This is a genomic window from Actinoplanes sp. CA-051413, assembly GCF_050955795.1.
Taxonomy (GTDB): domain Bacteria; phylum Actinomycetota; class Actinomycetes; order Mycobacteriales; family Micromonosporaceae; genus Actinoplanes.
In genome coordinates, this window is record NZ_CP192100.1 from 839611 (window position 1) to 865178 (window position 25568).

The following is a 25568-nucleotide window of genomic DNA, read 5'->3' on the forward strand; positions in this document are numbered from 1 at the left end:
TCAGGTCATGGGATCATGGCTGAGGCACCGGCGGGAGCCGGCCTCGTAAACCACTGATACGTCCAGGACACGCGGTGAGCTTAGCTCATCGCGGCGTCCGGGTGTCCGTCAGCCGGGGTATGGGCACGTGCAAGTTGCTGTGCTGCGATTGAGCACATGAACAACGCGAGCGCGCCGTACCTGCTGGACGGCCTGGCCGAGCTTCCGCCGGCCCGGCGCAGACAGGCCGTGGCGGCGGTCGTGCTCCGGGTCTGGGAGACGCCGTCCGTCCTGCTGGGTGAGATACCACCGACGCAGGCGCTGACCGCGATCGCCGCGATCGCGGCCGGGCTGCCCGGTGCGGCGGCCCGGCCCTGGCTCGACGACCGGCTGGCGGCGGCGGCGTGCCCGGACGTGACGAGCGAGCTGGCCGGGCGGGCGCTGTGCGCGCTCGACGTGCTGGTGGGCCGCGACCGCGAATCGGTCCCGCTGGAGCTGCACGTCACCGACGGGGAGGCCGCCGGCGCACTGCTGGAGGACCTGCGCGACGTGCTCATGGACGCGCTGCGACGGGGACACCCGGCGTAGGCGGCGCGGCGAGGGCCGCGGAGGTCGGCAGCCGTACGGTGAACTCGGTCCGGCCCGGCACGGTGTGCACCGAGACCGTGCCGCCGTGCGCGGTCACCACCGCGTGCACGATCGAGAGCCCGAGGCCCGTGCTGCCCGCCGCCCGCGACCGGGAGCTGTCCCCGCGCGCGAACCGCTCGAAGATGTGCGGCTGCAACTCCGCCGGAATGCCGGGCCCGGCGTCGGTCACGGTCAGCACGGCCGCGCCGCCGCTCTCACCCACCCCGACCGTCACCGTGGTGCCCTCCGGGGTGTGCGTGCGGGCGTTGGCCAGCAGGTTGGCCAGGACCTGGTGCAGCCGCTGGGCATCGCCGACCACCGTGACCGGCTCCTCGGGCAGGGCGAGCTGCCAGTCGTGCCGCGGGCCGGCCGCGTGCGCGTCGCTGACCGCGTCGACCACCAGCATGGTCAGGTCGACCGGGTCCTGGGCCAGCGGCCGGCCGGCGTCCAGGCGGGCCAGCAGCAGCAGATCCTCGACCAGGGCGGTCATCCGCTTGGCCTCGGACTCGACCCGCCGCAGCACGTGGGCGATCTCCTCCGGGACCGGCTGGCGGCTGCGCCGGCTCAGCTCGGCGTAACCGCGGATCGCGGCGAGCGGGGTGCGCAGCTCGTGGCTGGCGTCGGCGACGAACTGCCGGACCTGCATCTCGCTGGCATGCCGAGCCTCGAGGGCGTTGCCGACGTGGTCGAGCAGTCTGTTCAGCGCCGAGCCGACCTGGCCCACCTCGGTGCGCGGGTCGGTGTCCGAGGCCGGCACCCGCTGGGCCAGCTCGACCTCACCCCGGTCGAGCTCCAGCTCGGCGACTTTGGTCGCGGTGGCCGCGACCCGGGACAACGGCTGGAGGGTACGGCGGACGATGAACGCTCCCGCCCACCCCGCGATGAGCAGGGCGGCCAGCACGGCGCCGCCGGTCACCAGCGCGACCTGGAGCAGCGTCGCCTGGGTGGAGGCCAGCGGAACCGCGGTGATGCTGACCCCGCCGCTGCCGTTGAGGTTCGAGACGACACGGTAGTCGCCGAGATCGCCGCCGAGGTCGATGTCTCTCGGAGTGCTGTCCGGGGTCACGGCGGCGAGTTGCGCGACGGTCGGAGCGGTCAGATCGTCGTAGATCTCGTCGTAGAAGCCGTTCGTGTCCGTGCCGAGAGCGACGATACCGCCGCCGGTGAACGCGCCGGTGCTGTTCAGGCGCACCGCGATCCAGTTCGCCTCGGAGCCGGGCGGTGGCTTGTCGCTGTTGAAGGCGGGACCGCCGAGGCCGCGCGGGTGGTTGAACGCGTTCGTCTCGAGCAGCTTGGAATCCAGCTGCTGATACAGCGACTTGTGCAGGTAGATCTCCGCGGTGGCCCCGACGACCAGGCCCAGCAGCATCAGCAGGCCGATCATGACGGCGACCAGCCGGGTGCGCAGCGGCCAGCCGGCCGGGTTCCACCGCGCCGGGCGGGTCTCAGTCTGCGGGCTTGAGGACATAACCGGCTCCGCGCATGGTGTGGATCATCGGGTTGCGGCCGGCGTCGATCTTCTTGCGCAGGTACGAGATGTACAGCTCCACCACGTTGGCCTGGCCGCCGAAGTCGTAGTTCCACACCCGGTCCAGGATCTGGCTCTTACTCAGCACCCGGCGCGGGTTGCGCATGAGGTACCGCAGCAGCTCGAACTCCGTGGCGGTCAGCGTCACGAGGTCGCCCCCGCGGCGCACCTCGTGGCTGTCCTCGTCCAGGCTCAGGTCGCCGACGATGAGCTGCGAGTCCGTCCGCATCGGGGAGTGGCCCATCCGGCGCATCAGGCCGCGCAGCCGGGCGACGACCTCCTCCAGGCTGAACGGCTTGGTGACGTAGTCGTCGCCGCCGGCGGTCAGGCCGGTGATCCGGTCCTCGACCGAGTCCTTGGCGGTCAGGAACAGCACCGGCACCTCGGGCGATTCGCCACGCAGCCGGCGCAGCACCTCGAGGCCGTCGATGTCGGGCAGCATCATGTCGAGGACAACGGCGTCCGGGCGGAAGTCGCGGGCGGTCCGTACGGCGGTCTGCCCGTCGCCGGCGCTGCGCACGTCCCAGCCCTCGTAGCGCAGGGCCATCGACAGCAGCTCGGCCAGGGTGGGCTCGTCGTCGACCACGAGCACCCGGACGGGACCGCCGTCGGGGCGCCGGAGCTCCGTGCTGCTGTCTGCGTTCGCCATCGTCATGCCCCTACTGTCGCGGGCCACGCTTTGCGCCGGCTTTCCGCTTCCTGTGTAGCACCTGTGTGTCCGGGACACAGTCTGACCATGGTTTTCGCACAGCGTCGTGACACCGGCGGCCGACACAGTGATCGGCATGACGGACATGATGATCTCCCAGGTACAGGGGTGGCGGCGCCGGACGACCGGGGCCGCCCTGGTCGCGACACTTGCTCTGGCGGCGGTGCTGGGGCCGCCGCTGGCCCCGGCGACCCGGCTCGGTGCCGGTGAGCTGGTCGGCTTCTCGACGGTGAGCGCGGTGGACACGATCACCAGCAGCGGCGTGCTCGCCGAGGTTCCGGCCGCCGGGCGTGGCCGGGAGCGTGTCGGAAACGGACTAAAAGCTTAAAACTCCGCATAATGTCCCGCGTTGTGCCGGCGGTGGAGAGCGGAGGAACGGTTGCGACTGGGTCGTCTCGGTGGTGCCCTCGCGGCTCTCGCCCTCATCGTTCTGCCGGTGGCCCCGGCGGCGGCCACGCAGGGGCCGTACCCGCCCGGCATCAACGCCGACACGATCCGGCTGGCGAGCCCGGGCACGGCCTCGATCGCGGCGGGCGGTGCCCACTCCTGCGCCCTCACCAGCCTCGGTGAGCTGTACTGCTGGGGCGACGACTCGTCGGGGCAGCTGGGCGACGGCGTCGCGCCGCACACCACCGGGCAGGCGGTGCTCGCGCTGCACAAAGCGGTCGCCGTCGACGCGGGCCAGGCGCACACCTGCGCGATCGACGTCCGCGGTGCCGCGCACTGCTGGGGTGACGACTCCGCCGGCCAGCTCGGCGACGGCGCACGGACCGACCGGGACGCTCCGGTGGCGGTGACCGGTCCGGCCGGCCGCGACCTGGTGGAGATCACCACCGGCGCCCGGCACACCTGTGCCGTGGACGACGAGGGCGGCGCCTGGTGCTGGGGTGACGGTTCGCACGGCCAGCTCGGCGTGGCCGGGCTGCGTGGCTCGACGGTGCCGGTCCGGGTCAGCGCGCGCAGCGGCATGCGGGGCCCGGTGGTCGACATCGCCGCCGGCCGTGACACCACCTGTGCGGTGACCGCGGCGGGGGCCGCGTACTGCTGGGGCTCGAACGCGTTCGGGCAGCTGGGGAGCGGTGGGCGCGGTGACCGCGAGGAGCCGGTGGCCGTCTCCGTGCGGGGCCGGGTCCGTGAGGTCACGGTCGGCGGAGCGCAGGCTTGTGCGCTGGCGGTCGAGGGACAGGCATTCTGCTGGGGGACCGGGGGAGGCACCCGCAGGGCGAAGGCCGAGCCGGTCGGCGTCGACCTGACCGCGGCGCTGGGCGAGATCAGCGCGGGCGGCGAGCACATCTGTGGGCTGGACCGGGGCGGCCGGGCGTTCTGCTGGGGCGACGGGGCTGACGGGCGGCTGGGCAACGGGCGCTCGGTGGACCGGGCGGTGCCGGTCCGCACGGCCGGGCCCGGGCTGCGCGATCTGGACGCCGGCGAGGAGCACAGCTGCGCTTTCGACACCCGGGGGTACGCGTACTGCTGGGGAGCCGGCGCCGATGGACAGTTGGGATCGGGCAGCACCGCGGCTAGTGCTGTGCCCGTACCGGTGACGGGTCTGCCCCGGCCGCCCGGCACCGCGACCGGCATCCGGGTGCGTGCCCTCGACGGCGGTCTGCGGGTCGACTGGCGGCCGCCGGCCGACCTCGGCACCGGGAAGTTCGCCTACTTCTGGGCGACGACCGCCGGCTACGAGGCCGGCTGCACACTCACCGTCCCCACCGCCGGCGGCTGCGAGCTGACCGGGCTGCGCAACGACCGGGAGTACGACGTCGCAGTCATGGTGCGCACCGGCGACGGCATCACCGTCAGCGACTTCGTGACGGCCACGCCCGCCGCGGCCGCACCGCTGCCGTCGGACACCCCGGAACCGCGCCGGATGAGCGTCTCGGTGCTGCCCGGCTCGGGTGGCGGCCTGCCGGTCACCGGGCTCAGCCCGGTCGCGCTCATCGCGCTCGGCACCCTGCTGCTGGGCGGCGGACTGGCCGCCATGCTCGTCCGCCGGTCCTGAGCCGTCACGGCCCCGCGGTGTCCAGCGCGGCGTCCCGGAACTGCTCAGCGCCCGGCTTGAGGCGCTCGGTGTAGTACGGCCGGTTCCAGTTCACCCAGGTCACGGGCCCGGCCGTCTGGTCGGTGCCGGTCGCCGACACGGTGACCCCGACCCCCGGCGCGGCCCGCAGGGTGAGCTTGCGCCCGGCCGGTACGCCGACCATGTGCCGGGACGGGTCCGCGAAGCCCAGCATCGCCCACGGCACCCGCACCACGAGGTCGTCGCCGTCGCGTTCCCACAGGGCCCGGCTGTCCGCGTCCGGGCCGCCGTACCGGAGCATCCCGGCGTTCTGCAGCTCGGCCGGCAGCTTCCGGCCGGTGCCCGGCAGGGTCCGGGCCCGGTTGACGATCAGCTCGAAGCGCTGCCAGCCGATCGCCGCCGGCCCGCGGGCCGCGACCGGCACCTTGACGTCCAGCGGCAGCGGGTCGAGCTGCCGGCGCAGGTACGCCTGCCCGGTCCGGGCCACCAGGTCCAGGAAGAACGCGGCGTCGGCGCTGCGGTTCGCGGTGCCGGGCGCGGGCTCGCCGGTCAGCCCGGGCAGCACGTCGAAGCCGAGGGTCAGCGTGCTCGGCGCGGGGTTGCCGAGCCTGACCCGCAACCGCAGGTACGCCTCGTCGACCCGGGCCGTGACCCGCCGCGACGGCCAGCCGTTCTCGTCGTCCAGCAGGTACTGGGTGCTCGCCTCCGGGGAGCCGGCGGCGGCCATCGCGATCAGGCCGAAGTGCTGCTCGTTGGTGAGCACGTCGTGCCAGAGCTGGCGGCGCTCGGGATCCTGGTGCCGCTGGGTGTTCCAGGTGGCCTTGAACCACTCGTCGGTCCAGGCGAAGAGGAAACCGCCCGCCAGGCCCTCGTCGCGGATCAGCCGCAGCAGCTCCGCGTCGATCCGCAGGGCCTCCCGCTCGCTGTGGTCACCCTGGCTGCGCCCGAGCGGGCCGCTGTGCGCGGACCCGAGCGCCGACGGTACGCCGAACTCGGTGATCAGCGTGGGCAGGTCACCGTGGTGCCGTTTCAGGGCGGCGACATAACCCGCGTACGGGTCGGCGCGGCCCGCGTACCGGTGGGCCAGCAGCGCCGGCTCGTGCCGCTGGAAGTCGGGGTAGTACGGGTAGGCGTGGTAGCTGGCGAAGGTCCCGGCCGGCCACTTCGCGGTCGCCACCACATGGTTGGCGTCGAGCTGGGCCAGGTCCTCCTCGGGCAGCGGCTCCTGGGGGTGGCGCAGCGGGTCGGTGGTCGGCCAGTTGACGAAGGCGATCGGCTGGCTCAGCCCGGCCGCCGCCTGGAGGGTGGCCAGCTCGTTCAGCCGCGCGGCCAGCCAGCGTTCGGTCGGGGACGCCTGCGGGGTGCTCCGGACGTACCGGCCACGGACCGGGGGAGCGTCCGCGTTGCGGTCGTCGGAGCGGGCCGTTGCGACGGGGTCGAGCTCGGCGCCGATGATCCAGCCGGCCAGCCAGGGGGTCACGTCGGCGGTCCAGGTGCCGTCGGCCCGGCCCGGTTGCGGCGTACGCGTGAGCTGCCCCCGCACCGCGCTGTCGGCGTCCCGGATCTCCCGCTGGAACGCGGTCGTGACGGCCCGGTCGAAGAGATCGCTCTTCTCGACGTACGACTCGTCCGGTGGATAGACGCCCTGCATCAAGTAGAGCGGCCGGTCCGGGTTGGCCCGGTTGTAGGCCACCAGTTCGGTGTAGAAGGACGGCGGGTGGATCGTGTAGATCCGCACGACCCGGATGCCGAGCCAGGCCATCGCCGCGAACCAGGTCCGGTACTGCCCGGTGCTCACCGACAGCTCGCCGGGCTGGTGCCCCGGCGTGGTGCTGCCCAGGTTCACGCCGGGCAGGAAGGTGACGTCCCCGCCCGCGGTGTGCAGCGCGAACTTGCCCTGACCGGCGGTCGCGAGGCTGCGCAGGCCACCGGCCTCCCGAGGTGTGGGAGCCCAGGAGCGGCCGGTGGGCGGTGAGCCTATGCCGGTCATGCCCGGGATCGCGAAGGCCGCCGAGCGCAGTTCGGGCCGTGCTGCCGCGCCGGCCAGGAACAGGCACATGACCAGCGTGACGGCACCGATCAGCAGCGGCTTGGCGCGCGCGGACCGGTGACGCCGCGGCGCCTGGACGAGATGGAGCGGGAAGTCCCCCACCCCGGCATTCTGTGCCGCGAGGGTTGCGGAATGGGGCGAATTGTCGGGAAGCTTGAGCCAGCGGAACACTCGCCGTTCGAGAAATGTTGTGCCAGCGTTGAATCAAGTGCGATTTTGCCTGGGTTTTCCGCCGCGGGTGAGATCAGCCGCTGGTTGCGCGAGCGTGGGGAGCGGGGTCGTGGATCTTCTGGAGGAGTACCGCCGGGCCACATTCTTCTTCGAGTCCGGCGACCCCCTCGGGGCGGCCCGGCTGCTGGAACCGATCGTCGAGGCCGAGCCGCACAACGCGGCCGTACGCCAGTTACTGGCCCGCGCCTACTTCAACTCCGCGCAGCTGGGCGGGGCGGAGGCGCAGCTGAGAGCGCTGATCGAGCACGATCCCTCCGATCACTACGCACACCACGTCCTCGGCCGGACCCTCGAAAGGGCCGGCCGCTTCCGTGAGGCCCTGCCGCACCTGCGACTGGCCGCGGCGATGAAGAATCACGGTGACTACACCGAGGCGCTGCGGCGGGTCGAGACCTGGCTGGGCAAGAACGAGGGACGAGGATCGCAGACGTGAAGATCAAGCTGGACCTGCACGACATCTTCAACAAGGGCACCCAGATCGACAAAGCGCTGCGCGACGTCATCGACGAGGCCATCCAGAAAAAGGCCACGCTGGTCGAGATCATCCCCGGCAAGGGATCGGGCGCCCTCAAGAAGAAGGTGATCCGCTTCCTGGACCAGAAGGAGATCAAGCAGCTCTACCACCGGGTCGAGAAGGACGGCGACAACTGGGGCCGGCTCTTCGTGCACTTCAAGTTCGAGTCGGCGCAGGGCAAGGGCCGGCGCGGCCGCTGAGTGATCAGTCGGGGCGGTCAGAGCGTGAAGGTGTGCGCCACCGCGGCCATCTCCGAACTGTGTGAGCCCACGACCCCGACGTCCGCGGGCCGGGGGCGGAAGCCCGGCAGGGCGGACAGCCCGTCACTGGCGTCCATCGCCCGCAGCCGCAGCGGGATCTGCGCGGGCACGGTCAGGGTCACCTCGATGCCGTCGGGCGGCGGCGCATTGAACACGAAGCCGAAGCCCCACGGCCCGCCCGCCTTCCGGTCCGTGGGCACCGGACGGCCGGCGACCGTGGCCGCGCTGACCGTCGCCTCCGCGTTGACGTGCAGGGTGATCAGGCGTACCGCTCGCTGCGGGGTCAGCCGGAACGTGACGGTGCGCAGGCCCCCGGTCGTCGTGTCGGCCGACGGGGTCAGCGTCGGGGCCGGCAACCCCGCGGGCTGAGCCGGGCCGCTGAACACCTCCGCCGGGCCGAACGCGGGCAGGGTGTCGAGGACCGGCGCCCGCCCGCCCGAGACGTACTGACCTGTCCACTCCTGCGGCTTGCTCTGCTGGCTCAGCCAGCGGGCCTGGCCGGTGTCCGTGTCCAGGGCGTACATCAGGTGGGTGGGGGACGGGTGCGCCGGGTCGAAGCGGTCCACGGCCAGCCCGGTCGCGACACACGCCACGGCGGTGAGCGCCGCCACCAGCGTCGGCAGGCCGCCCAGCCGCCGGGCCCGCAGCGCCACCATCCCGCGCTGGCCGCCGGCCTCCGGATGCAGCAGGTCGACGATCGGCAGCGCGGCCAGGGCGAGCAGCGTCGTGAAGAACGCGCCGGCCGCACCCAGCGCCAGGCCCAGGGCCGGGAAGAACATGACCACCGTGGGCAGCAGCACCACGATCGCGACAGCCGCGCCGACGGTCACCGCCAGCACCGACCACCAGCCGCGCAGCAGCACCGCGACGATGCCCATGAGCGCACCGGCCAGGGCGGGCAGGGCCGCGAGGTAGGAGCCACCGGGAGCGAAGGCGGCCAGGACGAGGCCGAGCACGGCCAGCCAGCCGAGGCCACCGACGGCCAGCGCCGCCGGACCCAGCCGCCGGCGCAGCAGCGCGTACCAGGCGCAGACGATCGTGGCGGTCAGGGCCAGGATCGCCAGCCTGTACCAGAACGGCCGGTACGGGTCGATGAGCTGTTCGGCGTACCCCGGCCGGATGAGTTTCAGCATCGCCCACAGGAGCTGGGCCGCCACCGGGGCCGCGATGAGCGGCACCAGAGCCGCCGCGAAGCCGCCCGCCAACCGGCCGCCGGTGGCCAGCCCGCGCCGCCGGGAGAACCACGCCAGCGCCAGCACGGCCAGCAGCGCCAGCCCGGCCAGCGGCCAGGTCAGCGCGCCGGAATAGACGGCCAGGCCGCCGGGCACGGGGAAATACACCGCGTCGCCGTCGGAGCGCAGCGCGGGCAGATCGCGGTCACCGAGCTCGCGGGTCAGCGCCAGGGCGTTCGCACCGAGGTGCTGCAGGCTGTCCTTATCCATCGCCGCCGGGGTGTCGGTGGGTGCGTGATACACCGCCGCGCCGTCGATGTACGCACTGTTGAAACCGGTGAAGCCCGCCTCCCGGAACGAGGTGAAGTCGGTGTCGTTGGGCATCAGCCGGTAGACCTCCACGGCGAACGAGGTGCCCACCGGCTTCGGCGCCCCCGCGTACACCCTGGCCAGGGCCGCGTTGTCGGCCGCGGTCTCGAACATGATCGCCGGGCCGGTGCTGCCGCGGGCCTCCAGGTTGAGCACGACGCCGCCGCCGCGGGCCAGCGGATGCTGGTCCACGAACGCCTGCGCGCCGCAGATGCACGCCTCCTCGGCGTCCGTGAGCACCAGCACCACGTCGTTGCGCAGCCGGGGCCCGGCGGTCAGGGCCCGGGCGGTCTCCAGGATCGCCGCCGTGCCCGCCCCGTCGTCGTTGCCGCCCAGCGAGGTCTGCGCGGAGTCGTAGTGCGCGACCAGGAAGATCCGGCCGGTCGGTGCCGTGCCCGGCAGCAGCGTCACCACGTTGCCCAGCCGGGCCAGCCCGATCCCGCCCGCGCTCGACGACAGCTCGCCGCCCTGCACCGACACCGTCTCCTGCACCTGGGGGTCGAGGCCCAGACCGCGCAGGGTGGTCAGGAGGTGCTCGCGGACCGCGCCGGCGGCCGCGCTGCCGGCCGGGTGCGGCTGCGCGCCGATCGTCCGGACCTGCTGGAACGCGCGCCCGGCGCTGAACTCGGCGGCGGGGGCGTCGATGCCCCGGGCTGCCGGCGCCCGCACGGACTGCAGCGCCGCCACCGCGACGACCAGCAGCAGCACGACCGCGATCAGCGCCGCGGCCGCCCGGTGGGTGGGGCGGGTCAGGGCCCGGGACGCGGCCTCGATCCGGGGTACGCCCACGTGGACCTCCTCGACGACGGTGTCGGATGCCATCTAAGCCGTTGCGGCCCCGCCCGGGTACCCCGTGGATCTTTCGAGGCGGTGACATAACTTTGTGCGGTGACCGCCCCGCTCGACCCCCCTGCCGTGTTCGCCGAGTTCATCGACCGGGTCGCCTGCTACGACCCGGCGCCCGAGGCCGGTCCCGCCGCCGTGCTCGGCCTGCGCACCGCGCTCGGGGAGGCGACGTTCCAGATCAGCGACCATGTCGTGCGGGCGATGTGCCGGGCCCTGGAGGCGTACCGGGATCCCGCCGACCGGGGCACCTGCACCGGCTGCGGCAGCCGCCGCCTCGACGAGAACCTGCATTGCGGCGACTGCGGCCGGCTGCACGGGATCCTGGGCCAGGTGATCGCCGAGCACGCCCGCCGGGTGGCCGAGGACCCGTCGTACGGGCCGCCGGCGTGAGCCGCGCCGCTGCCGTGGGTGTCCGGTGTTGTGCGTCCGCAGCCGGTGGTGGACTATCAGCGGGTCACGCCCGAAGGAGTCGAGCCATCAAGCGTTCCCACCGCGCCGGAGCCGCCGTTGCGCGCACCCCGTCGTGCGGGGTGGCGTGGTGAGCGAACGCGCTCTCACAGTGCCGCCGGCGGCGTTGAAAGCCCCCGAACGGCTGCGCATCCTGCTGGTCGAGGACGACGAGGGCGACGCCTTCCTCGTCAAGGAGCTGCTCGCCGAGGCCGGTGCGCTGTTCGACCTGCGGGTGGCGACCAGCCTGCGCGAGGCCCGGCCGATGATGCGCGGCGTGCAGTGCGTCCTGCTGGACCTGGGACTGCCCGACGCCGAGGGCATCGACGGCCTGCGCAAGCTGCTCGCCGTGGCCGGCAGCGCCGCGGTCTGTGTGCTGACCGGGCGCTCCGACGAGCACCTCGGGGTCGCGGCGGTCGCCGAGGGCGCCCAGGACTACCTGGTCAAGGGCCAGGTCGACGGCGTCCTGCTGGTCCGCGCCCTGCGGTACGCGGTCGAGCGCAAGCGGGCCGACGAGAACACCCAGCGGCTGCGCGAGGTCGAGCTGCGCCAGGCCGAGTCGGCCCGGCTCGAACGTGGCCTGCTGCCCCAGCCGCTGATGCAGACCACCGAGGTCGCGGTGCACACGTTCTACCGTTCCGGGCGGGCGATGGGCCTGCTCGGCGGCGACTTCTTCGACGTGGTGCAGGTCGGTCCCGACCGCCTGCACGTCATCGTCGGTGACGTCTGCGGGCACAGCGTGGACGAGGCCGCCCTCGGCGTCGAGCTCCGGGTGGCGTGGCGGGCGCTGGTGCTCGGCGGGGTGCCGGAGGACCAGATCCTGGGCGCGCTGGAGCAGGTGCTGATGAGCGAGCGGCGGGCCCGTGAGGTCTTCGCCACGGTCGCGTCGGTGGTCCTAGACCTGAGCGCCAACCGGGCCACCGTGCGGCTGGCCGGGCATCCGCCGCCGGTGCTGCTCAAGGACGGCCGGGCCGAGCCGGTGGCCGCGCGCCGCGGCATCGTGCTGGGCGTCAAGCCGACCCCCACGCCCGCGACCGACGTGGAGCTCTCCGGCGACGACTGGTCTCTGCTGATGTACACCGACGGACTGATCGAGGGGCACACCGGCGTGGGCAACGAACGTCTCGACGTGGACGGGCTGTGCGGCGTGCTCGCCGAGCCGGCCGCCAAGGAAGTGCCGCTGGCGGCGCTGCCGGCGTGGCTGGTCGGCCGGGCCGAGCAGGGCAACGGCGGCCCGCTCGCCGACGACGTGGCGATGCTGCTGATCTCCCGGGGCGGCGGCCGATGAGCCTGCTCGACCTGCGCACCTGGACGCTGCGCCGCCGGGTGGTGGCCCTGTCGGTGACCGTCGCGCTGCTGCTGACGATCCTCGGCGTCTTCGCCGCGATCACCGCCGCGGACAGCAACGAGCACATCGACAACATCCTGAACAAGACCGGCCCGATGCGGGCCTCCGGCGAGAGCCTCAACACCGCGGTGGTCAATCAGGAGACCGGCATCCGCGGGTACGCGATCAGCGGCGAGCAGAGCAACCTGAAGCCGTACAACGACGGCCTCGCCGCCCAGCGTCAGCTGCTGGACGAGATCACCCGGCTGAACGGCGCCGACGGTGACCCGGCCGTGCGCGCCTCCCTGCAACGTGTGCAGCAGCGGGCGGACGAGTGGCGACTGGTCGTCGCGGAGCCGGTGATCAATGCTGTTCGCGACGAGGGCCCGCAGGCCGGTCAGGTCCTGATCGACCGGGCGGGCACCCAGCAGTTCGACGCGCTGCGAGCCGCGATCACCGGCCTCCAGCAGGACATTCTGGTGGTCCGCAACGATTCGGCCACCGCGGCCAAGCGCACCGGCACGGTGCTGGTGGCGCTGGAGATCTTTGCGGCGGTGGTCGTCATCCTGGCCGGCGCGGTGCTGTTCCTGCTGCTGGACCGCCTGGTCAGCCGGCCGGTGACCGAGCTGGCCGAGCAGGTCCGCGAGGTGGCCCGCGGCGACTACGAGAAGCAGATCACCAGCAGCGGTTCTCCCGAGCTGCGCACCCTGGCCGCCGACGTGGACGGGATGCGCCGGCAGATCGCCAGCGAGCTGACCGAGGTGCGCGAGGCCCGCGAGCAGATCGAGTGGGTCAACGACCAGCTCAAGCAGCAGGCGGAGGAGCTGACCCGGTCCAACCGTGACCTCGAGCAGTTCGCCTACGTGGCCTCGCACGACCTGCAGGAGCCGCTGCGCAAGGTGGCCAGCTTCTGCCAGCTGCTCCAGCGCCGCTACGCGGGCCAGATGGACGAGCGCGCGGACCAGTACATCGCCTTCGCGGTCGACGGCGCGCAGCGGATGCAGCGCCTGATCAACGACCTGCTGGCGTTCTCCCGGATCGGCCGGCTCACCGCGGGCTTCACCGACGTGGACCTGGACCGGGTGCTGACCGAGGTGAAGTCGCAGCTGGAGGCCCGGGCCGGGGACGACGCTGAGATCACCTGGGCCGACCTGCCCACCGTGGAGGGCGAGGAGCCGCTGCTCACCACGCTCTTCGTCAACCTGATCGGCAACTCGCTGAAGTTCCGCCGCCCGGACGTCGCCCCGGTGATCCGGGTCACGGCCGAGCGGCTGGAGGAGGAGTGGCAGATCAACGTCCGGGACAACGGGATCGGCATCGAGCCCGAGTTCGCCGACAAGGTCTTCGTCATCTTCCAGCGGCTGCACGCGCGGGACGCGTACGAGGGCACCGGCATCGGGCTGGCCATCGTCAAGAAGATCGTCGAATACCATGGCGGACGGATCTGGCTCGACCTCGAGGTGACCGAGGGCACGTCGATCTACTTCACGTTGCCGCTGCTCGCCGGGGTGCCGGTGGCGGAACCCCGGAAACAGGATGAGGTCGCGGCATGACGCCGGAACGTGCTGAAGGAGGCTCGGCATGACGGGTGCGGTGCGGCAGGACGGCACACCCATCGAGGTGCTGCTCGTCGAGGACGACCCGGGCGACGTGCTCATGACGCAGGAGGCGTTCGAGGAGCACAAGGTCCGCAACCGGCTGACCGTGGTGTCCGACGGCGCCGAGGCGCTGGCCTACCTGCGCCGCGAGGGCGCGTACGAGGGTGCGCTGCGGCCCGACCTGATCCTGCTCGATCTGAACCTGCCCCGCCGCGACGGCCGGGAGGTGCTCGAGGAGATCAAGAAGGACGACGACCTCTGCCGCATCCCGGTGGTGGTGCTCACCACCTCGGCCGCCGACGAGGACATCCTGCGCAGCTACCAGTTGCACGCCAACGCCTACGTCACCAAGCCGGTCGACTTCGACCGGTTCATCTCGGTGATCCGGCAGATCGACGAGTTCTTCGTCAGCGTCGTGAAGTTGCCGCCGCGTGCGTGACGACCTGATCGACGAGGTCACCACCCTGGTCCGGGAGGTGGCGCAGACCATCGTGCTGCCCCGGTGGCGGCATCTGAGCGACTCCGAGATCCAGCAGAAGTCGCCCGGCGACCTGGTCACCGTCGCCGACCAGGAGTCGGAACGGGCGCTGACCGCCGGCCTCACCGCGCTGCTGCCCGGCTCGCAGGTCGTCGGCGAGGAAGCGGTGGCGGCCGACCCGGGCGTGCTGGGCCGCGTCGGTGACTCGGGCGCGGTCTGGATCGTGGACCCGGTCGACGGCACCAACAACTTCGCGGCCGGCAAGACGCCGTTCGCCGTGATGGTCGCGTTGCTGCGCGACGGGGAGCCGGCCGCGTCCTGGATCCTCGACGTGGTCGCCGACCGGATGACGGTCGCGGAGGCGGGCAGCGGCACGTTCATCGACGGGCTGCGGGTCAAGACCCGCACCGACGATCCGGGTGCGGCCGGGCTGACCGGTTCGTTGTCGCGCAACTATTTCCCCGACGACCTGCGCGAGCGGATCGAGCGGCGGATCGCCACGCTGGGCACGGTGACCGGCGGCCACCACTGCGCCGGCTACGAGTATCCGGCCGTCGTCTCCGACGAGCAGCAGTTCGCCACCTTCTGGCGGATCCTGCCCTGGGACCACGTGCCGGGCTCGCTGATCGTGCGCGAGGCCGGTGGCACGGTGCTGCACCTCGACGGCTCGGCGTACCGGCCGACCGACTCGGAGCGCGGCCTGCTGGTGGCGGCCAACGAGGACATCTGGCGGACCGCGCACGCGGCCCTGTTCGTGTAGAGCTCCGACATGTCTGCGTACCTCTCTGAGCTTTTCGGTCTGACCGGCCGGACCGCGGTCGTGACCGGCGGCAGTTCCGGGATCGGCCGGGCCATGGCCGGCGCGCTGGGCGGCGCCGGCGCCCGCGTCGTGCTGGTCGCCCGGCGCCCGGAGCCGCTGGCCGAGACCATCCGCGAGCTGGCCGCCGACGGGGTCGAGGCCGCCGCGGTCCCGGCGGATCTCGCCGACCGGGCGGCGCTCCCGGCCGCGATCGACACGATCATCACCCGGTACGGGGAACCGGACATCCTCGTCAACGCGGCGGCGGTGAACCGGCGCCCGCCGATGGACGAGCTGACCGACGACGACTGGGACGTCACCATGGCCGCCAACCTGACCGCGCCCTTCCTGCTCGGGCAGCGCTTCGGGCCCGCGATGGCCGAGCGCGGCTGGGGCCGGATCATCAACGTGGTCTCCCAGCAGGCCTTCCGCGCGTACGGCAACAGCGGCGCCTACGGCGTCTCGAAGGCCGGTCTGGTCGCCCTGACCCGCTCGCAGGCCGAGGCGTGGTCGGCCCGGGGCGTCTGCTGCAACGCGGTCGCCCCCGGCGTGGTGCACACGCCGCTGACCGAGCCGGTCTTCGCCGATCCGGAGAAGGTCGCCGCGCACGCCCGGCGCACGATGATCGGCCGGAACGGGCTGCCGAACGATTTCGCCGGATGCGCGGTGTATCTGGCGAGTGCCGCTAGCGCTGCGGTGACCGGCCAGACACTCTTCGTCGACGGTGGATATTCATCGACGTGAGCGCGCTGCCGTTTCGACGTGCGGCGCGGTAGAGTCACCGCGCTCACGACTTGGGAGGTAGACCGTGGCGGCGACTCTCCTGCGCCGGCTCCAGCCTGTCCTGGCCATTCTCGCTGCCCTCGCGGTGCTGCTCGTCGCCGCCCCGGCCGCGCACGCGGATCCGGACGACGAGGGCGGCACCAAGACGCTGCGGTCGGCGCTCGAGTCCGCGGCCAAGGGACACATCGAAGCCAAGAACAAGCTCGACAATTCCCAGAAGCGGCAGAAGCAGCTCACTGTCACGCTGGCCCAGGCCAAGCAGAAGACGACCGAGCTGCAGGTCCGGGTCCGGGAGATCGCCAACCGCGCATATCGGCAGGGCCGTTTCAACACGATGACCCTGCTGCTCAACGCCTCCTCGCCGGAGACGTTCATGGAGCGGGCGCTGCGCCTGGACCAGATGGCCCAGATCGACGGCAAGGCCCTGACCGGGTACCGCGAGGCGCTGACCACCACCGCGAAGGCCAAGCAGGCCATCGACCTGGAGGTCAAGGAGCAGCAGAACCAGGTCAAGATCATGGCCAAGAAGAAGCAGCAGGCCGAGCAGGCGCTGGCCATCGCCGGCGGCGGCGCGGCGCGCAGCGGCTTCATCAACGCCAACTCGCCGCTGGCCAAGCCGGCCCCGCGCAACTCCGACGGCTCCTGGCCCAAGGAGTCCTGCTCGGTCAGCGACCCCTCCCCGGGCGGCAGCGGGTGCATCACGCCGCGGACGCTGAACGCGTACCAGCAGGCTCGGGCGGCGGGTTTCAAGCGGTACACAGGTTGCTTCAGTCAGCGTTCCTCCGGTGAGCACCCCAAGGGGCGAGCCTGTGACTTCTCCGCGGCCTCCGGCGGCTTCGAGAACGTCAACGCGTCCGGCGGCGACCGTACGTACGGCGACAACCTGGCGGCGTACTTCGTGAAGAACGCCGCACGTCTCGGCGTGCTGTACGTGATCTGGTACCGGCAGATCTGGCATCCGGGCACCGGCTGGCGCTCGTACAGCGGCTCGGGCGGACCGGCCGCGACCCACACCAACCACGTGCACCTATCAGTCATCTGACAGGCGCACGCCGGTAGCATCCGCGCGATGGAGACCTCCGCCCCGCGCGCCCTGCCTTCCGGACTGGCCACCGCCCTGGTGTTCTTCGCCAGCGGTGCCGTGCTGGTCCTGGAGATCGTGGCGCTGCGGCTCGTCGGCCCCTACGTCGGGGTGACCCTGCAGGTCAGCAGCTCGGTGATCGGGATCTCGCTGGCCGCCATCGCGTACGGCACCTGGCTCGGCGGCCGGCTGGCCGACAAGTTCGACCCCCGGCTGCTGCTCGCCCCCGCGCTGTTGCTGGCGGCGATCGGCACGGCGATCACCCTGCCGCTGGTCCGCTGGGGCGGTGAGCTGCTGCGCGGCGGGTCGGCGCCGGCCGTGCTGCTGCTGGCGGTGCTGGCCGTCTTCCTGCCCGCGTTCCTGCTCGCCGCGATCACCCCGCTGACCGTGAAGCTCCAGCTCGGCGACCTGCGCCGGACCGGCGAGGTGGTGGGCCGGCTGTCCAGCTTCGGCACGCTCGGCGCGATCACCGCGACGCTGGGCACGGGCTTTGTCTTCGTCGCCGCGATGCCCAGTAGTTGGATCGTGCTGACCCTGGCCGCCGTGCTGGCCGTGGCCGGTTTCGGGCTGGGCTGGTGGCTGCACCGCAACCCGGAACTGAAGCTGCCCGGCAAGCCGCGGACCCGGGCCGTCGTGGTCACCATCGGGCTGTTCGGGGCCGGGCTGGGGGCCACCGCGCCGACACCGTGCGACATCGAGACCGCTTATCACTGCGCGCGGGTGGACGCCGATCCCAGCGTGGCCGGTGGGCGGACGCTGATCCTGAACTCGGCGCGGCACTCGTACGTCGACCTGAACGACCCGACTCACCTCGAGTTCGCGTACGTGCAGTGGATCGGTGCCGTGGTGGATGTCGTGCGGGCCGGTGGTGCTCCGATCAGTGCGCTGCACCTGGGTGGTGGCGGGTTCACCGTTCCGGCGTACGTGTCGCGGACCCGGCCCGGCAGCGACCAGCTCGTCCTGGAGCTCGACGGCGGCCTGGTCGACCTGGACAAACGCGAGCTGGGCCTGCGCACCGGGCCGAACCTGCGGGTCCGCGTCGGCGACGCGCGGGTCGGCCTGGCCGAGCAGCGGAGCCAGGGGTACGACGTGGTGGTCGGCGACGCGTTCGGCCACCTGGTGGTCCCGTGGCACCTCGCCACCCGGGAGATGGCCGCTGACATTGCCCGCGTCCTGCGCACGGACGGCGTGTACGCGCAGAACGTCATCGACTACCCGCCGAACCGTTTCATCCGGGCCGAGCTGGCCACGGTGGCCGACGTCTTCCCGCACGTGGCTCTGGTGGCGCCGCAGGCCGCCCTCGACGGTGAGACCGGCTCGAACTTCGTGATCGTCGCGTCGAAGTCGCCGCTGGCCCTGGACGAACTGCGCAACCATCTCGACCTGGTGGACGAGCCGGTGCAGCTGTTGTCGGGTCAGCCACTCACCGACTTCATCGACGACGCCCGGGTGCTGACCGACGACTTCGCGCCGGTGGATCAGCTCCTGGCCGGGTGACGCCGGTTGGGTGGATCGGCTTCTGGCCGGTGGCGCCGGTCGGGTGGATCGGCTTCTGGGCAGGTGGCGCCGGTCGGGTGGTGGCCGGCGGTTTTGCGCCGGTGGATCGGGTCCTGGCGGGGTGGCGCCGGCGTTATTCCGGACAAAGAGCGATGTGCTGGTCAGAGCACGCCCGGCGGCTCTCTGGATTCCGCCGACCCCCGGTGAGCGGGGCGTCCCTCGGGCCACAATCGGCACATGGGTTGGCTGGCGACCGGGGGACAGGGCAGCCTCGTCGGCGACCGGTACCGCCTGATCGAACGGCTCGGCACCGGCGGCATGTCCGTCGTGTGGCGGGGCCACGACCAGGTGCTGGGCCGGGCCGTCGCCGTCAAGGTGCTGTCGCCGCAACTCGCCGGCGACTCGACGTTCCGCGACCGGCTGCGGCTGGAGGCGCTGGCCGCGGCCCGGCTGTGCCACCCGCACATCACCGGCGTGTTCGACTTCGGGGAATCTCCGCTGGACGAGCACCGCTCGGTCCCGTACGTGGTGATGGAACTCAACGAGGGCGAGTCGGTCGCCGCCCGGCTGAGCCGCCAGGGCCCGCTGCCCTGGCGCGACGCGGTGGTGATCGCGGCCGAGGTGGCATCGGCCCTGGCCACGGCCCACGTCCGAGGTGTGGTGCACCGCGACGTGACTCCGGCGAACGTGATGCTCACCGGCGCGGGAGCGAAGGTCGTCGACTTCGGCATCTCGGCGCTGATCGGGCAACGGGACGCCGCGCCGGACGGCAGCCTGCTGGGCACCCCGGCGTACCTGGCCCCGGAACGGCTCGGCGGCGGCCACGTCTCGCCTGCCGCCGACGTATACGCCTTGGGGCTGCTGCTCTATCGGACTCTCACTGGGCGGCTGCCGTGGCCGGCGGGGAACACCACGCAGGCATTGCGGGCGCACCTGTTCGCTGATCCGGAGCCCGTACCGTCGCTGCCCGGGATGCCGGCGCAGGTCGCCGACCTCTGCCTGCGCTGCCTGGCCAAGCAGCCCGAGGACCGGCCCGGCGCAGCCGTGGTCGCCGCGGAGCTGGCCGCGCTGGTCGGACTTCAGCCGATCATTGCGGTCGGCGCGCCCGCGTCCGGGCTGCGCCCGTCACCGCATCCGATGCCACGGCCGGCCCGGGCGCCGGGGCTGCGGGTCCGCGCCGGTTTGCGGGTGGCCCGGGCGTTGCGGCTCGGCGGTCCGCAGCCGCTGGGCGGTGGGCTGTTCCGCGCCGGTGGGCTGCTGCGCTCTGTCGGATTGCTACCCGATCCGATTAAGGGCGCTCGGCTCACGGATGCGGTGCTGGCCGGGCGGCACCGGATCCAGGCAGGCGTCGCGACGATCATCCTGGCGGCGGCGGTGGGCTTGATCTGGTCGTCGACCCGCGAGCCGGTCGACGTCGGCACAGCTCAAGCGGCGGCGGCCGGCGCCGGGCCGGGGGCGGTGGTCCCGCACGGTACGGGGTGCAAGGTCCGCTACCGCGTGCAACGCGACTCCGGGTCGGACTTCGGCGCCCAGGTGACCGTGGTCAACACGGGGGAGCACGTGCTGTCGGAGTGGTCGCTGGAGTTCAGTTTTGCGGGTGGTCAGCGGCTCACCGACGCACCGAAACGGCTCACCCAGCGGGGGCGGAAACTGTTGCTGCGGGCCAAGAACGGGACGAAGCTGCGGCCTGGGCGGTCGGCGAGTGTGACGTTGAGCGGGAGTTATCGGATCAGTAATCCGCTGCCGGTGGCGTTCGTGCTGAACGGTAAGGCTTGCCAGGCTGAGGTGCTCGGGGCGGTGGGGGCGGCGGCTCCTTCGGCGGAGATCTCCGGGGGGATGCCGGCGTCGGACGATGTGCGGAAGAAGCCGTCTCCGCGGAAGAAGGACAAGGCGACGGCTCCAGCGCCGGCGAAGAGCAGTAAGCCGCCGGCCAAGGCGCCGGAGAAGAAGTCAGGCTTCTCAGTCACGGTGTGATGGTCGTGTCGGCTCGGCGTGGCCGGCCCGGCCCCCTGCCGCGCTTCGGCTCCGCCCGGCCTCCGGCCCGGCCTGCTCTGTCGCGGTTCGGCTCAGGTCACTGCGGCGAACTGCTCGACCTTGGTCGTGTCGCCGGCGACGATCAGGATGCAGCCCGGCGGCACGACCGTTTCGGGTCGCGCGTACGTGAAGTCCTCGCCCGGCAGTTTGGTGCCGACCACCGTCACGCCCCACTTGCTGCGCAGGCCGATGTCGGCCAGCGTGCGGCCGATCGCTTCCTTCGGCGCCCGCACCTTCGCGATGGCGAAGCCGTCGTCGAACTCGATGTAGTCGAGCATCTGGCCGGTGATCAGGTGCGCGACCCGTTCACCCATCTCCGCCTCGGGGTAGATGACGTGCCGGGCGCCGACCGAGGACAGGATCTTGCCGTGTTTGGTGCTGATCGCCTTGGCCCAGATCTCCGGCACGCCGATCTCCGCCAGCGTCAGCACGGTCAGCACGCTGGCCTCGAGGTTCGTACCGATGCCGACCACGGCCCGGGCGAACTCCTGCACGCCGAGCTGGCGCAGCGCCTCGGTGTCGGTGGAGTCGGCTTCCACGACCTGGGTGAGCCGGTCGGACCAGTCCTGCACGATGTGCGGGTCGGCGTCGATGCCGAGCACCTCGTGGCCGAGGTTGACCAGCGACGCGGCGACCTGCCCGCCGAAGCGGCCCAGCCCGACGACAACGACGTTGTCCGGGTTCGCGGTGAGTCTTCTGTCAGCCAACGAGGGGTCGCTCCTCCGGGTAGCGGTAGAGCCGGCGGCGGGTGTTCAGGGCGATCGCCGTTCCCACGGCGATCGTGCCGACGCGGCCGACATACATCAGGATGGTGAGCAGGACCTGCGCGGACGGCGGCAGTGTGGGCGTGATGCCCGTGCTGAGGCCGACCGTAGCGAACGCTGAGGTGACTTCGAACAGCGCCCGGTCGAACGGCACGTGGTCGGTCAGCCCGATCAGCGCCAGTGTGCCGCCGGCGACCAGGGCGACGCCGAGCAGCGCGACGGTGATGGCCTGCCGCTGCGTCTCCTCGGCGATCCGTCGCTTGCGGATGACCACGTCGGGCTCACCCCGGATCTCCGCCCAGATCACGAACGCCAGCAGCAGGAAAGTGGTGACCCTGATGCCGCCGGCGGTGCTGGCGCTGCCGCCGCCGATGAACATCATGCCGTTGGTGACGGCGATGGTCTCGGTGTTCATCTTGCCCAGGTCGATGCTGTTGAAGCCGCCCGAACGCGTCATCACGTCCTGGGTGAACGCGGCCAGGATCTTGGTGGGCGTGCTGAGCGGGCCGAGGGTCTGCGGATTGGCCCATTCGAAGGTCAAGAAAACCAGGAAACCGATCCCGCTTAGCAACACAGTGCCCCACACCGTCAGCCGTGTGTGGGTGGACCAGAAGCCGGGGGTACGCCATTCCCGGGCCAGCTCGAACAGGACAGGAAAGCCGATCGAGCCGGCCAGCACGCCGAGCGTCACGGGGACGCAGATCCACCAGTCGCCGACGAACCGCGTCAGGCTGTCCGGGTAGAGCGCGAAGCCGGCGTTGTTGAAGGCCTGCACGGCGTGGAAGACGGCCTCCCACACGGCCCGGCCGAACGGATAGTCGTACGCCAGCCAGAACCGCAACGTGAGCACGACGCTGATGGCGGCCTCGGAGGCGAACATGACGATTGCGACGCGGATCAGCACGCCGCCGACGTTGCCGCTGAACAGGCCGGCGCTCTCGGCCTGCGCCATGAGCCGGCTGCGCAACCCGAGCCGCCGCGACACCAGCAGGCTGAGCAGCGTGGCGAGGGTCATGATCCCGAAGCCGCCGATCTGCGACAGCACGGTGAGCAGCACCTCGCCGAAGCCGGACCAGTAGCTCGGCGTGTCCACCACGGCCAGCCCGGTGACACAGACGGCGGAGGTCGCGGTGAACAGCGCAGTCACGAACGGCGCATGCCCGGGCTCGGCCCGCGCGGCCGGCAGCATCATCAGTGCGGTGCCCACGGCGATGGCGCCGAGGAACGCGATCGGCACGATCCGGGCCGGGTACTGCCACGGCGAACGACCCCGCACCCGTACCTCCCCGTTTCGATCTAGAGTGCCTTACCAGCCGACAGAAAGGGTGCGTGATGCAACTCGACATGGCAACGGTCTTCGCCCCGACGCGAGGACGCGCCGCTTAGTTTCCCGCGGCCCGTAGCTCCTCGCACGGGGCGGTCATCGACCGTCACCCCTGTCTTGAGGAGCAATGTTGCGTGCCCTTTTCCCGCGCCTCGGCGCGGACTTCAGCAAACTCTGGACCGCGAGCGCGGTCTCCAACCTCGGCGACGGCGTCACGATGGCGGCAGGCCCGCTGCTGGTCGCCTCGATCACCACCGAACCGGCGGCAGTGGCCGGCGCCGTCTTCGCCCAGCAACTGCCGTGGCTGCTGTTCGCCCTGATCAGCGGAGCGTGGGCGGACAGACTCGACCGCCGCCGCCTGGTGGTGACGGTCAACCTGATCCGCGCGGCTGCGATGGTCATGCTGGTGGCGGCGGTGGCCGGCGACGTGGTGACCGTACCGCTGATCTATGCGGTCTTCTTCGTGCTCGGCACGGGGGAGACGCTGGCGGACACGGCGGCGTCGGCGTTCGTCCCGGCGCTGGTGCCGGCCGAGAGGCTGCCGACGGCGAACGCCTGGCTCGGCGGGACGTTCACGATGCTCAACCAGTTCGCGGCGAAACCGCTGGGTGCCTGGCTGTTCGTGGTGGCCGCGGCGGTGCCGTTCGGAGTGAACGCGTTGTCGTTCGCCGCATCGGCTGCGCTGGTCGCCGGCATCGGTGGCATCCCGGTCCCGGAGCCCCGGCCCCGCAGGCCGCTCCGGACAGACATCGCGGAGGGGATCCGATGGCTGTGGCGGCACCGCCTGCTGCGCACGCTCGCGATGACGATGGCCTTCGGCAACGTGGTCTTCTGCGCCGCCTTCGCCATCTTCGTGCTGTACGCCTTCGAGAGGCTCAGCCTGAGCCGGCTGGGCTACGGCGTACTGCTGACGGCGTTCGCGGTGGGCGGCCTGGCCGGAACGGTGACGGCTCCGGCCCTGCTCCGCACTGTCAGCGCGACGGCACTGCTGCGAGCTGGCCTGCTCGTGGAAGTGGCGCTGCACGCGACGCTGGCGCTGACCCGGACGCCGTGGATCGCGGCGGCGATGATCGTGGTGTTCAGCGTCCATGCCGCGGTCTGGGGCAACGTGGCGACGACACTGCGGCAGCGCTCGATCCCCGGAGGGCTCTACGGGCGGGTGGCCGGTGTGTACTCCCTGCTTGACTTGGGTGGGGCGGCGCTGGGCTCCCTGCTGGGTGGAGCGGTGGCGCAGGCCTACGGGATCACCGCGACGTTCTGGACGGCAGCCGCGGCGATGGCAGTGATCATGCTGCTGGCCTGGCGAGCGTTGGGGCCGGCAACTTCCACGCTACGTACCGCTGTCCCGGAGAACGCCTGACTGAACGGCGGCGCCGGCCCAGCACCCCGGCGCCGCCGCTCCATCACCGCCCTCACCACACCACCCCCGCGGCGTTTACGACCACCGCGTACCCGGCGCAGCGTGGATCAGGTCTCTTGTCCGGCCCGTCCGGCCGGCGCAGGCCCCTCCTCTAGAGTCGGGGCATGGCGAGGCTTGCGGTGGTCAGCGGTGGCGGCACGGGAATCGGCCGGGCGACAGCGGGAATGCTGGCGGGGGAGGGCTACGACGTCATCATCGTCGGGCGGCGCCCCGACGTGCTGGCCGACGCGGTGAAGTGGATCGGCCCGCAAGCGACGGCGGTCACCGCCGACCTGTCAGTTCCCGGCCAGACCACCGCGGTGGTCGAGGCCGTCGGCGGCCGCCCGGTCGACGTGGTCGTCAACAACGCCGGCGCGTACGTGTCAGGCGACGACTCCACCCCCGAGGGCCTGGCGGCGCGCTGGCGGGCGAACCTCGACTCCAACGTCCTGACCGCGGTGCTCCTCACCGACGCCCTGTTGCCGTTGCTCCGCCGGCCGGGTGGACGCATCATCCTGACCAGCTCGATCGCCGCCCAGCGGGGTGGCGGCGGCCCCTACTCGGCGGCCAAGGCGGCCCTGCACGGCTATGCGCTGGACCTGGCCACCCAGCTCGGCCCCGAGGGCATCACCGCGAACGTGATCGCCCCCGGCTACGTGACCGACAGCGAGTTCTTCGCCGGCCGGATGACCGAGGAAGGCCACGCCCAGCGAGTGGCCGCGACGCTGGTCAAGCGGGCGGGCGTGCCGGACGACATCGCGGAGGCGGTGCGCTGGCTGGTCGGCCCCGGCGGCAGCTTCGTGACCGGCCAGATCATCAACGTCAACGGCGGCACGGTGCTGGGCCGCTGACCTCAGGCGATCTTGCTGAGCACGTCCTGGGCGACGATCAACGTACCGCCCGTCAATTCCTTGGTGCTACTTCGCGGCACCACCGGTGAAGCGGCCCTCACCCGGCTTGTTGGGGCGGAACCGCAGCGCCGACCAGCGCTCGTCGATCGCCACCTGGCCGTTCGGACGCATGTCGAAATCCGCCACGATCGGCCAGAGCGTGTCGCGGTTGATGTCCGCCTTGTTGCCCTTCGGATAGGCGATCCAGAGCACCGCGGGCTTGGCCAGATCGTCGGCGTGCTCCTCGAGGAGCTTGCGAGCACTCGCGGCATCGTCCGCGAACAGCACTGCCGTGCTCGCCGACGCGAGCCCGTCGCTCTCCCGTACGCCCTCCGGCATCGGTGTCAGCAAGGGCAGGTGCGCAGCGTGCGAAAGCCACACCGTGGTGTGCGGCTTGATCTGCAGCTTTTCGGCGATCGTCTTCGTCATGCCGCCCACGCTGCCACCGACAAATTTAGTTGTCAAGGAACCAGTGTCACGGGAGGTCGACCAGGCCCAGCCCAGGCAGGGTCGGCCCAACGGCCGAGCTCACCCGAAAGACTCCGCCAATCTTCTCCGGCGTCCAGCCCGCCTCCAGCCCCCACGAGACGAGCCGGCGCACGATGGCCGCGCTCGGGTAGGCATACGTCGTCTCCTCCGACGGGGCCGGAACGGGCAGCTCGGTCATGTCGGCCTGCAGCACGCAGCTGTTCTTACCTGCGCCCCACACACGAACCCGGATGTATCGGTGTCGTCTGCCGTCGGCGCCCGGCGCGGCCCGGATCTCCGCCTTCCAGGCGAACTCCCGGCCGTCGAGGTGCAGCTTTCGGAGCCTCTCTCGCATGCCGCCAATGGTGGCAGCG

24 protein-coding genes are annotated in these 25568 nt (G+C 71.9%); 16 read left to right on the top strand and 8 right to left on the bottom strand.

The window, feature by feature from the left end; genetic code table 11:
- Positions 1 to 156 precede the first annotated feature (156 nt).
- Positions 157 to 567 (top strand): hypothetical protein, encoded by a 411-nt coding sequence (locus ACQP2Y_RS03940; RefSeq protein WP_433724678.1) that lies wholly within the window; start codon positions 157 to 159, stop codon positions 565 to 567.
- Here ACQP2Y_RS03940 and ACQP2Y_RS03945 read toward each other — a convergent pair.
- Positions 533 to 2074 (bottom strand): sensor histidine kinase, encoded by a 1542-nt coding sequence (locus ACQP2Y_RS03945; RefSeq protein WP_433724680.1) that lies wholly within the window; start codon positions 2072 to 2074, stop codon positions 533 to 535. The genes ACQP2Y_RS03940 and ACQP2Y_RS03945 overlap by 35 nt on opposite strands.
- Positions 2052 to 2789, bottom strand: coding sequence for a response regulator transcription factor (locus tag ACQP2Y_RS03950; RefSeq protein WP_360832056.1), 738 nt, complete (start codon positions 2787 to 2789; stop codon positions 2052 to 2054). Before ACQP2Y_RS03950 ends, ACQP2Y_RS03945 begins: the two co-directional genes overlap by 23 nt.
- Before the next feature lie 130 nt (positions 2790 to 2919).
- Between ACQP2Y_RS03950 and ACQP2Y_RS03955 the strand changes: the two genes are divergently transcribed.
- Together ACQP2Y_RS03955 and ACQP2Y_RS03960 are read left to right on the top strand one after the other, a co-directional pair.
- Positions 2920 to 3171 carry a hypothetical protein gene (locus ACQP2Y_RS03955; protein ID WP_433724682.1) on the top strand — a complete coding sequence of 84 codons (252 nt, stop codon included), beginning with the start codon at positions 2920 to 2922 and terminating at the stop codon, positions 3169 to 3171.
- A 51-nt stretch (positions 3172 to 3222) separates the two neighbouring features.
- A complete protein-coding gene (locus ACQP2Y_RS03960; RefSeq protein ID WP_433724684.1) occupies positions 3223 to 4845 on the top strand; it encodes a hypothetical protein in 1623 nt (540 codons plus the stop codon).
- Positions 4846 to 4849: 4 nt separating this feature from the next.
- Here ACQP2Y_RS03960 and ACQP2Y_RS03965 read toward each other — a convergent pair whose 3' ends face one another.
- Complete coding sequence (locus tag ACQP2Y_RS03965; protein WP_433724686.1) at positions 4850 to 7015, bottom strand: hypothetical protein; 2166 nt, start codon at positions 7013 to 7015, stop codon at positions 4850 to 4852.
- Between the two features lie 178 nt (positions 7016 to 7193).
- On the opposite strand from ACQP2Y_RS03965, the gene ACQP2Y_RS03970 reads away from it, so the two are divergent.
- A complete protein-coding gene (locus tag ACQP2Y_RS03970) occupies positions 7194 to 7577 on the top strand; it encodes a tetratricopeptide repeat protein (protein WP_433724688.1) in 384 nt (127 codons plus the stop codon).
- Positions 7574 to 7858 (top strand): Smr/MutS family protein, encoded by a 285-nt coding sequence (locus tag ACQP2Y_RS03975; protein ID WP_212987410.1) that lies wholly within the window; start codon positions 7574 to 7576, stop codon positions 7856 to 7858. Before ACQP2Y_RS03970 ends, ACQP2Y_RS03975 begins: the two co-directional genes overlap by 4 nt.
- Before the next feature lie 17 nt (positions 7859 to 7875).
- Here ACQP2Y_RS03975 and ACQP2Y_RS03980 read toward each other — a convergent pair whose 3' ends face one another.
- On the bottom strand, positions 7876 to 10281 hold the full coding sequence (locus tag ACQP2Y_RS03980) for a M28 family peptidase (RefSeq protein ID WP_433724691.1): 2406 nt from the start codon (positions 10279 to 10281) through the stop codon (positions 7876 to 7878).
- Positions 10282 to 10347: 66 nt separating this feature from the next.
- Here ACQP2Y_RS03980 and ACQP2Y_RS03985 point away from each other — a divergent pair, with 66 nt between their 5' ends.
- From ACQP2Y_RS03985 to ACQP2Y_RS04025, 9 genes are all read left to right on the top strand, one after another.
- The gene (locus ACQP2Y_RS03985; protein WP_433724693.1) at positions 10348 to 10695 is read left to right on the top strand and encodes a hypothetical protein; all 348 of its coding nucleotides are present in this window, start codon (positions 10348 to 10350) and stop codon (positions 10693 to 10695) included.
- A 148-nt stretch (positions 10696 to 10843) separates the two neighbouring features.
- A complete protein-coding gene (locus ACQP2Y_RS03990; RefSeq protein WP_433724695.1) occupies positions 10844 to 12040 on the top strand; it encodes a PP2C family protein-serine/threonine phosphatase in 1197 nt (398 codons plus the stop codon).
- The gene (locus ACQP2Y_RS03995) at positions 12037 to 13632 is read left to right on the top strand and encodes a sensor histidine kinase (RefSeq protein WP_433724697.1); all 1596 of its coding nucleotides are present in this window, start codon (positions 12037 to 12039) and stop codon (positions 13630 to 13632) included. Before ACQP2Y_RS03990 ends, ACQP2Y_RS03995 begins: the two co-directional genes overlap by 4 nt.
- Before the next feature lie 28 nt (positions 13633 to 13660).
- Positions 13661 to 14116 (top strand): response regulator, encoded by a 456-nt coding sequence (locus tag ACQP2Y_RS04000; RefSeq protein WP_360551624.1) that lies wholly within the window; start codon positions 13661 to 13663, stop codon positions 14114 to 14116.
- A complete protein-coding gene (locus tag ACQP2Y_RS04005; protein ID WP_433724699.1) occupies positions 14109 to 14915 on the top strand; it encodes an inositol monophosphatase family protein in 807 nt (268 codons plus the stop codon). Before ACQP2Y_RS04000 ends, ACQP2Y_RS04005 begins: the two co-directional genes overlap by 8 nt.
- A gap of 9 nt (positions 14916 to 14924) precedes the next feature.
- A complete protein-coding gene (locus ACQP2Y_RS04010; protein ID WP_433724701.1) occupies positions 14925 to 15698 on the top strand; it encodes an SDR family NAD(P)-dependent oxidoreductase in 774 nt (257 codons plus the stop codon).
- Positions 15699 to 15762: 64 nt separating this feature from the next.
- Entirely contained in the window at positions 15763 to 16779 is a 1017-nt protein-coding gene (locus tag ACQP2Y_RS04015; RefSeq protein ID WP_433724703.1) for a coiled-coil domain-containing protein, read from the top strand.
- Positions 16780 to 16806: 27 nt separating this feature from the next.
- Entirely contained in the window at positions 16807 to 18315 is a 1509-nt protein-coding gene (locus tag ACQP2Y_RS04020) for a fused MFS/spermidine synthase (protein WP_433724705.1), read from the top strand.
- A 237-nt stretch (positions 18316 to 18552) separates the two neighbouring features.
- Complete coding sequence (locus tag ACQP2Y_RS04025; protein WP_433724707.1) at positions 18553 to 20289, top strand: serine/threonine-protein kinase; 1737 nt, start codon at positions 18553 to 18555, stop codon at positions 20287 to 20289.
- Between the two features lie 92 nt (positions 20290 to 20381).
- Here the strand turns inward: ACQP2Y_RS04025 and ACQP2Y_RS04030 are convergent, their stop codons facing one another.
- Positions 20382 to 21056, bottom strand: coding sequence for a potassium channel family protein (locus ACQP2Y_RS04030; protein ID WP_433724709.1), 675 nt, complete (start codon positions 21054 to 21056; stop codon positions 20382 to 20384).
- Positions 21049 to 22305: a TrkH family potassium uptake protein gene (locus tag ACQP2Y_RS04035; protein ID WP_433731733.1), complete on the bottom strand. Its 1257-nt coding sequence runs from the start codon at positions 22303 to 22305 to the stop codon at positions 21049 to 21051. Before ACQP2Y_RS04035 ends, ACQP2Y_RS04030 begins: the two co-directional genes overlap by 8 nt.
- Before the next feature lie 262 nt (positions 22306 to 22567).
- On the opposite strand from ACQP2Y_RS04035, the gene ACQP2Y_RS04040 reads away from it, so the two are divergent.
- Together ACQP2Y_RS04040 and ACQP2Y_RS04045 are read left to right on the top strand one after the other, a co-directional pair.
- The gene (locus ACQP2Y_RS04040; RefSeq protein ID WP_433724711.1) at positions 22568 to 23797 is read left to right on the top strand and encodes an MFS transporter; all 1230 of its coding nucleotides are present in this window, start codon (positions 22568 to 22570) and stop codon (positions 23795 to 23797) included.
- A gap of 164 nt (positions 23798 to 23961) precedes the next feature.
- On the top strand, positions 23962 to 24687 hold the full coding sequence (locus ACQP2Y_RS04045; protein ID WP_433724713.1) for an SDR family NAD(P)-dependent oxidoreductase: 726 nt from the start codon (positions 23962 to 23964) through the stop codon (positions 24685 to 24687).
- 66 nt (positions 24688 to 24753) lie between these two features.
- Here the strand turns inward: ACQP2Y_RS04045 and ACQP2Y_RS04050 are convergent, their stop codons facing one another.
- Positions 24754 to 25155, bottom strand: a complete 402-nt coding sequence (locus tag ACQP2Y_RS04050; protein WP_433724715.1) for a hypothetical protein — start codon at positions 25153 to 25155, stop codon at positions 24754 to 24756.
- Between the two features lie 46 nt (positions 25156 to 25201).
- Positions 25202 to 25549, bottom strand: coding sequence for an integrase (locus tag ACQP2Y_RS04055; RefSeq protein WP_433724717.1), 348 nt, complete (start codon positions 25547 to 25549; stop codon positions 25202 to 25204).
- Positions 25550 to 25568 lie beyond the last annotated feature (19 nt).

Coding starts and splice junctions, on each gene's coding strand:
- ACQP2Y_RS04045 (WP_433724713.1), top strand. CDS start 23,962: ATGGCGAGGCTTGCGGTGGTCAGCGGTGGCGGCACGGGAATCGGCCGG.
- ACQP2Y_RS04025 (WP_433724707.1), top strand. CDS start 18,553: ATGGGTTGGCTGGCGACCGGGGGACAGGGCAGCCTCGTCGGCGACCGG.
- ACQP2Y_RS03980 (WP_433724691.1), bottom strand. CDS start 10,281: ATGGCATCCGACACCGTCGTCGAGGAGGTCCACGTGGGCGTACCCCGG.
- ACQP2Y_RS04035 (WP_433731733.1), bottom strand. CDS start 22,305: ATGATGCTGCCGGCCGCGCGGGCCGAGCCCGGGCATGCGCCGTTCGTG.
- ACQP2Y_RS04020 (WP_433724705.1), top strand. CDS start 16,807: ATGGAGACCTCCGCCCCGCGCGCCCTGCCTTCCGGACTGGCCACCGCC.
- ACQP2Y_RS03995 (WP_433724697.1), top strand. CDS start 12,037: ATGAGCCTGCTCGACCTGCGCACCTGGACGCTGCGCCGCCGGGTGGTG.
- ACQP2Y_RS03950 (WP_360832056.1), bottom strand. CDS start 2,789: ATGACGATGGCGAACGCAGACAGCAGCACGGAGCTCCGGCGCCCCGAC.
- ACQP2Y_RS03945 (WP_433724680.1), bottom strand. CDS start 2,074: ATGTCCTCAAGCCCGCAGACTGAGACCCGCCCGGCGCGGTGGAACCCG.
- ACQP2Y_RS04000 (WP_360551624.1), top strand. CDS start 13,661: ATGACGGGTGCGGTGCGGCAGGACGGCACACCCATCGAGGTGCTGCTC.
- ACQP2Y_RS04055 (WP_433724717.1), bottom strand. CDS start 25,549: ATGCGAGAGAGGCTCCGAAAGCTGCACCTCGACGGCCGGGAGTTCGCC.
- ACQP2Y_RS04050 (WP_433724715.1), bottom strand. CDS start 25,155: ATGACGAAGACGATCGCCGAAAAGCTGCAGATCAAGCCGCACACCACG.
- ACQP2Y_RS04010 (WP_433724701.1), top strand. CDS start 14,925: ATGTCTGCGTACCTCTCTGAGCTTTTCGGTCTGACCGGCCGGACCGCG.
- ACQP2Y_RS03940 (WP_433724678.1), top strand. CDS start 157: ATGAACAACGCGAGCGCGCCGTACCTGCTGGACGGCCTGGCCGAGCTT.
- ACQP2Y_RS03955 (WP_433724682.1), top strand. CDS start 2,920: ATGACGGACATGATGATCTCCCAGGTACAGGGGTGGCGGCGCCGGACG.